This is a genomic window from Patescibacteria group bacterium (assembly GCA_022560785.1).
GTDB lineage: Bacteria > Patescibacteriota > Minisyncoccia > Phycocordibacterales > JADFSL01 > JADFSL01.
In genome coordinates this window covers 1-6,846 of sequence record JADFSL010000027.1, presented here as the reverse complement: position 1 = coordinate 6,846, position 6,846 = coordinate 1, and the positions used below count along the sequence as shown (strand labels likewise).

The window sequence follows — 6,846 nt, the reverse complement described above, 5'->3', positions numbered from 1 at the left end:
GGAAATGTTGAAAGTGTTATTTATAAAGTAATCAACATATTTGAAGTTAAATGTTTTGCAAATATTTTTTTTAAAAGCTGTATAATTATCTAGTTTTTTTAAAGAAGGTTGTTTGCTTACATCATATGCTAATCTCTCAGTGTCACACACTATTAGTAGATAATTAGAATTAAGAAGATTGGAATTACCTAAACACTCACGTTTTGCTTCAAGGATATCGGATTTGCTACCTTTTGCTTTAATACCTCAAAACCTTCCTTTTCTGATATATGCCTATAGCTATCTGCTACAATAACCGAAAGATTATAAAGCGCATATTCCTCAGGAGAGAAGTCCTTTTGGTCCTCAAGAGTATCTTCACATTTTGGAAAAAGTGATAGTAATATTTCTTTAAATTTTTCTCTGCTTAGATTAGCAACCTTTTTGTCATTTATATTAAGAAAACCGATTGCGGTAACAAGCGCTAATCTCTTGTTCCCATTTGAGAAAAAATGTCCTTTGTTGATTTGAACAAAAAGACACACCGCTTTATCAATAAGAGAAGGGTAAAAATCCATATGCACACGCTCAAAAACACCAAGAAGATTCTTGATTCCTTCTTGTTCATTAAGATAATTGGGAACATCTTCTCGATCAGAGTAGTGCTTGACGATTAAATTGAAAATAAGTTCAAGATCGTCCTCGTCAAAATAAAGCATCGGAATTAAGTATCAGAAAGGCGTGAAATGGCACGACCATAACGCTCTCCTACATGCTGAATAGCTTTTTCTTTTTTCCTCTTTATTTGGGTTGTTGATATGTGGTTGCTTTTGATATCATCTTTAGCTTGATGACCCCATAAGAACATTTTTTTAATCATATTTTTCATTACCAATATTATACCTATATATTGAATAATTTCAAAATTCAACTTTTATAAGTTATTTTTACTAATTCTTATTTTAATTTAGAGAAGCCCATCAAAGGAACTCAGATATGTATCCAAAAAAGCGGGGACAACAAACACAGCTGCAATAAGTGGCAGCACAAAAAGAATAACTGTTATCCAAATAATCGCAAGAAAATATCTGCGTAATTTATTGACTGTCTGAAGAAGATCATCAATTTTTTTGCCTTGCTCCTCTATTTTCTGTAAAATCTGCTCTTCCATATATATATTTTACCATACCTCTAGAGTTAATTCAGAAATTTATTTTGAATACAGTGCGAACATTGCTTCTATACCAGCCAAATTCTTTTCCCACTCAATCACACTGTGAGTTTCCAGTTCCACACTAATAGCAGGAATTCCTCGTGTCGCAAGCCAGTCAGCCGCATCTCCAGTAACCTCATAGTACGGAAAGTCATCAAAGCGAGTATAGCCGGATGCACCGCTGTATGTTGCCAAAAGCTCAACAGTACCTTGTAGAGGACCGTCTTCGCAGAAAGATGTGTATACCCCATTGCTTGCGCTATGGAAAAAAACGACTGCCTTTGGTTTCTCTGATATGAAAAAGTTGCGGAGTGCGATTGCTTCTGGTTCTGAGAATACTGTAGTCCCCGCATCTACAGTCTCTGTGCGCCAAACGGCTTTTGTCTGCCATTTACAATCAAAGTTACGATTGATATCTACACCATTGGCATTAAAACGACCAGCAACCACCAAATCGTTTATAGATACCTCATCGGCAAAATCAAATTGTGGCGCATCTGTAGCATCAAATCGCTCTCCCGTGCCTACCACAATAGCGAGACCATCTGGATTTGCAACTGGAATTACTACCACGGAGATGTTGTTGGGAATATTCTCAGGATTATCAACAAGGTAATCAATGAGCTTATAGCTTAGTAATGCTGTATTCCATTCATATCCTCCATGGATAGCCCCAACATAGACAAGAGTGTGCTCTCCCGTACCAAACCGATACGCTTGAATTTCTCTGCCATCAACAGAAGTTCCAATGACTTCGTACGATTTTGTATCAGTCAATTTTGCTATTTCTGGTTTTGTATAAGTTGTCGTTAGAAAGTAAGCAACACCACCGAGTACAAAAAGTACCAATATTGTAATTAAGGTTTTTTTCATATCTTTAGTATACCAAACACTCCACAACCAACGCATAGGACTTTCCTATGTACATAGGAAAGTCCTATGCAATATCAAATATTTTTTACTCAATCAACTCTTTGAGGATGGGATATATGCGGTCGGCAATTATTTTGTTGCCTTTGTCGTTGGGGTGAATAGAGTCAAACATAAATTCGGGATTGCCAATGATGTCATCAATGACATTTGGAATATATGCCGTTTTGTACTCTCGGGCAAGATTTTCAAAATCTTTTTTGTAGCCGTCTTTGAGAATCCCGCCACGAACTCCCAAAAGAATGACGATAGCTCCCCTCTCTTGTATTGCCTCTATTATCATTCCAAGATTGGTAAACACTTTTTCTTTTGATGTTCTCAATATATAGTCATTGCCTCCCAATAGAACAAGTACCACTTTTGGATTTCTTTCAAGAACCGTGTCAATCCTCCCAAGTGCGCGCTCTGTCGTATCCCCGCTTCTGCCAAAGTTTTCTATGGGCTCTCCAATCTGCGCAGACAACACCGAGACAAAATCATTACCTTCCTGTGCCCCAATACCTTTAACAAGACTGTCGCCAAATGCAATAATAGTTTCTCCCTGCGAAGGATAGTTTCGTATTTCAAAATCCCTCTGATTTACCCACAGAAATACAGCGCCAACAATTATGGCAATGCCTGCAATAACAATAATGGTGCTGTATTTCATAAGTAGTTATTCATACCGCAATGCCTCTATGGGGCTTTTTTTAGATGCTTTTCGTGCCGGATAGATCCCGAACACAAGACCGACAAAAGTGGATACGACTATCCCCATAATTGCAGCAGAAAACGGAAACGAAAATTCCCACTGCAGTCCCATAAAATTGCTAATAGCGAGAGCGGTTAAAAATGAAAGCAGAGAACCTAGTGCAACACCTATTATCCCTCCAATACCGGTCAGAATCACCGCTTCCATTAAAAACTGAGTGAGTATATCTTTATTAGTCGCACCGAGTGATTTACGCAATCCAATCTCACGCGTTCTTTCTGTCACCGACACCAACATGATGTTCATAACCCCCACACCAGCAACTACAAGAGCAATAGCCACCACGGAAGAAAGAAAGATAGTCAGTGCGCCAATAATGGACCTTATTTGATCCACAGCCGCTTTAGATGTAACAAGAAAAAAATCGTCTTTATCAGGATTAGAGATGTTGTGAGATTCGCGAAGTGTTTCCTCTATATCAAGGACTGATTGCGCAACATTGTCCGGATTGTTTATTTCAACAATGATTTCATGAAAGTGGCTTATGCCCAACAAATATGATTGCGCAGTTGTATAAGGGACAATCACGAGTTCATCAAAATTTACGAGAGCTGATTGCCCTTTTTGAGCAAATACACCAACAACTCGAAATTTTTTATTCCTTATTTTTATAAATTTACCAACTGCATCAGAATCTCCAAACAACTCCTCTTTTACCTTCGAACCAATGACGGCAACACTTGCTTTTTCTTTTATATCATCTTGGCTAAATAATATACCTTTTTCAGGATACACATTGAATGCTTCCGAAAAAAATTCTGAATCTCCCCCAAAAATGGTTGGTCTATACGTTTCCCCTTTATACGAAACGCTGCCGGGGACAATTATTGCAGGCATAATGTTTACCAAATGAGGAACATTGCTTTTTTTCTTAAGTAATTCAACATCCCGTTTGGTCAGAGAATCAGAAAACAGTGTTGCCCCTATGTCGCTCGGTCCAGTTGGCTCCTGTCCTGGTCGTATAACAATAGTTTCTGCACCAAATCCACTTATCTCGTTTAAAATTAAATTCTCCGCACCTTTTCCAATAGACATCATTAAAATAATGGAGGCGATACCGATAACAATACCGAGTATCGTAAGAAGTGAACGGATTTTATTCGTCTGAAGACCGATAACTGCTGATTTTAATGCGTATTTTATATTCATCCCGATAGTAATAGGGCACGGACTAGTTCAATCCTTGCCTAAATATTAAACTTCTGTTTATAATCAATTTTCTTAACATAATGTGTTTCAGTGTCCGTGATTACTATCGGGATTCATCCCATTATTTTGTGAAGTCTTTCACTCTGTTTCGGTTATTTACTATAGTGTCACTATCGACCCTTCCATCACGAATGTGAATAATTCGTTCTGCATGTTCGGCGGTGTAAGTCTCATGTGTAATAAGTATTATCGTGTGTCCCCTATCGTTTAATTTTTGGAGAGTCTCCATCACCATTTCCCCTGATTTTGAATCAAGGTTCCCGGTCGGCTCATCTGCAAAAATAATCTGCGGATTGTTTACCAATGCTCGTGCCATTGCAGCTCTTTGTTTTTCACCTCCTGAGAGGCGGGATGAATCATGGTGCATCCTGTGTGACATTCCTACCGATTCGATAGCCTCAAATGCCTTTTTGTCCCACTCAGATTCTTTTACGTCAGAATAGATCAATGGTAGTTTCACATTATCAAGTACGCTTGTTCTCGGAAGGAGATTAAACATCTGGAACACAAATCCCATTTTCTTGTTTCGTACATGCGCTATCTCATCCTCTGAATAGTCTTTCATGGATTTTCCGTCAAAAAGATAGGTGCCATCGGTCTCTTTATCCAAAAACCCAAGGATATGAAGTAGTGTTGATTTGCCGGAGCCTGACGGACCCATAATGGCAACAAACATTCCCTCCTCAATCGAAAAAGAAATCCCGCGAAGGGCACGGGTTCCATCGGGATACGTTTTTTCTATATCACGAGCATCAATAATCTTCATACGTTTTGATGTACCACTATTCTCTTATAAGGACTATTATCTCGTCACCTTCCTTTATACCGGATACAATTTCCGTGGTACCTTCAGAGCTGCGGATCCCTGTCTCTACGACAATGCTTCTCATTATTCCATTTTCTAGAACGCGCACTATCTTGTTTTTGTTTTGTGAAATAATAGCACGGGTCGGCACTACAATAACTGCTTCTTTTGAAGCAGTGATAATATCAATATTTGCTGTCATACCCGACTTTATCCGTTCATCCTTTTCTTCAAATTGCAGTGTTGCTTTATAGGTTGCAACGCCTTCGATGATTGTCTCTGCAGGATTTATTGAGACAACGATTGCATTAAAAATATCGTCATCACTGTATGCATCCAAAGTCACAAAAGCGGTGTTACCAACGACAACTTCTGCTATGTCCGCCTCGGGAATATTCGTTTCTATTTCAAATTGAGATGTTGAGATAAGTGAAACGATATTTGAATTTGCAGCTACAATTTCCCCCACCTTTGCCTCTTGCTCGGTTACAATGCCGCTTATGGGAGCGTGTATGGTGGTTTTTGCGACTTGTGCTCTGTGGTTATCTACACTGGCATCTGCTTCTTCCACTTTAGCTTCTTGTGCCGCTATTTTCTCGGGCGTTGCACCAGACTCCAATAGAATGAGTTCTTGTTTAGCGAGGGAAAGCGCAGATTCTGCCGTAGTCAATTTTTCTTCAGCAGTTGATAGATTTGAAATGGCAATATTAATATTCGTCCGCGCTATTGACACATCACTCTTGTACCCGTCAATGGTAGTCTGCGTGAGAGTTGAACTTGGCAACACTGTGTTGACTGCGAGAGACACATCATCTAAGAATCCTTTTATGCTGTTCAAATTGGTTTTTGTTTCTGTCGTATATAAATCTAAAACGCTGACGGTAGAAAGGTTTAACAAAGATGACTGCCATAGTGACAAAATGCTTTTTATATTTACTCTCTCCTGTTCAATATCATTTTTTAGTTGGCTACTAGATATTGTAAAATCCATTTGTGGACTTGTTCCGTTTGGGTTACTGATAAACTGGTCTACTTTATTGCGGATTGCGTCATCTGATTTAGTAAATGCGTCCTGAATGTTGTCAACGAGATTTTGTTTTGCTTCCTGAATCGAAACCTCTGCATTTGCAACTTTGACCTTTTGTACATTTATTTCTTCTTCACTGGATCCCTTTACTAAATCACTGAGTGTTGCTTTCTGAATCTTGAGATTTGCCTCTGCCTGATTCATCAAAGCCACAACATCGCCATTTTCAAGGCGAACAAGTGCTTGATTTTTTGAAACCCTGTCTCCAACATCAACCCCAACCCAGGCTACTCTTCCTATTTTCTCAAATGCGAGGTCTACATGTTGAGCCGCTACCACGCGACCAATAATACTAACCTCTTGTATAAGGTCTTTTCGCTCTGCTATTGCAGTATCATATTGAGGGCCATCATCTTTGACTGCCACAAACACCAATCCTCCTATTGCAACGATGAGCAGGGCAGAAATAAAAAAGGCCGGGCGCGTAAGATAGCTAAACATACTACGTGATTATATCACTGGTCGTATGCTTTATAAAGAATTTGCGAGCACTTTTTTATTACTAAAATACAATCAGAATTTCAGACTCATCGGCACATTCCAATAAAGAGATTATATTATTTAAAATGTTAGTGTAAGTTTTATAGTATCTCCATCTAAAATATTTTCTTTTTTGTTTCCGCCCAGTGCTACCGGACAAGGACTCAAATCTATTTTCCGCAACGGCTCAACGCGTTGAGCCGTTGAATTTTTGATGAGGATGTTTCCATTTAGTGCTACCGGACAGATGAAAGCATGTCTTTCATCGAAACCTCGTTATCCTCCACAGAGCTGCCGGGCTAGGAATCTCGATCCTTACAGGATCAGTACAGGTTGTCGATATTTTGTTTCATTCTTCACAAAATATCAGGCAACCTTTTCAAGTCCCTTCC

8 protein-coding genes are annotated in these 6,846 nt (G+C 39.0%); all 8 read right to left on the bottom strand.

Annotated features, from left to right (window positions below):
* Nucleotides 1-188: 188 nt before the first annotated feature.
* A complete protein-coding gene (locus IIB50_02660) occupies nt 189-698 on the bottom strand; it encodes a Fic family protein (GenBank protein MCH7529995.1) in 510 nt (169 codons plus the stop codon).
* A gap of 5 nt (nt 699-703) precedes the next feature.
* Nucleotides 704-868 (bottom strand): hypothetical protein, encoded by a 165-nt coding sequence (locus IIB50_02655; GenBank protein ID MCH7529994.1) that lies wholly within the window; start codon nt 866-868, stop codon nt 704-706.
* Nucleotides 869-946: 78 nt separating this feature from the next.
* Nucleotides 947-1,150, bottom strand: coding sequence for a hypothetical protein (locus IIB50_02650; protein ID MCH7529993.1), 204 nt, complete (start codon nt 1,148-1,150; stop codon nt 947-949).
* A gap of 39 nt (nt 1,151-1,189) precedes the next feature.
* Nucleotides 1,190-2,065 (bottom strand): hypothetical protein, encoded by an 876-nt coding sequence (locus IIB50_02645; protein ID MCH7529992.1) that lies wholly within the window; start codon nt 2,063-2,065, stop codon nt 1,190-1,192.
* Nucleotides 2,066-2,150: 85 nt separating this feature from the next.
* The gene (locus IIB50_02640; GenBank protein ID MCH7529991.1) at nt 2,151-2,771 is read right to left on the bottom strand and encodes an arylesterase; all 621 of its coding nucleotides are present in this window, start codon (nt 2,769-2,771) and stop codon (nt 2,151-2,153) included.
* Nucleotides 2,772-2,777: 6 nt separating this feature from the next.
* The gene (locus IIB50_02635; GenBank protein MCH7529990.1) at nt 2,778-4,022 is read right to left on the bottom strand and encodes an ABC transporter permease; all 1,245 of its coding nucleotides are present in this window, start codon (nt 4,020-4,022) and stop codon (nt 2,778-2,780) included.
* Nucleotides 4,023-4,143: 121 nt separating this feature from the next.
* Nucleotides 4,144-4,848, bottom strand: coding sequence for an ABC transporter ATP-binding protein (locus IIB50_02630; GenBank protein MCH7529989.1), 705 nt, complete (start codon nt 4,846-4,848; stop codon nt 4,144-4,146).
* A 16-nt stretch (nt 4,849-4,864) separates the two neighbouring features.
* On the bottom strand, nt 4,865-6,415 hold the full coding sequence (locus tag IIB50_02625; GenBank protein ID MCH7529988.1) for an efflux RND transporter periplasmic adaptor subunit: 1,551 nt from the start codon (nt 6,413-6,415) through the stop codon (nt 4,865-4,867).
* Between the last annotated feature and the right edge of the window lie 431 nt (nt 6,416-6,846).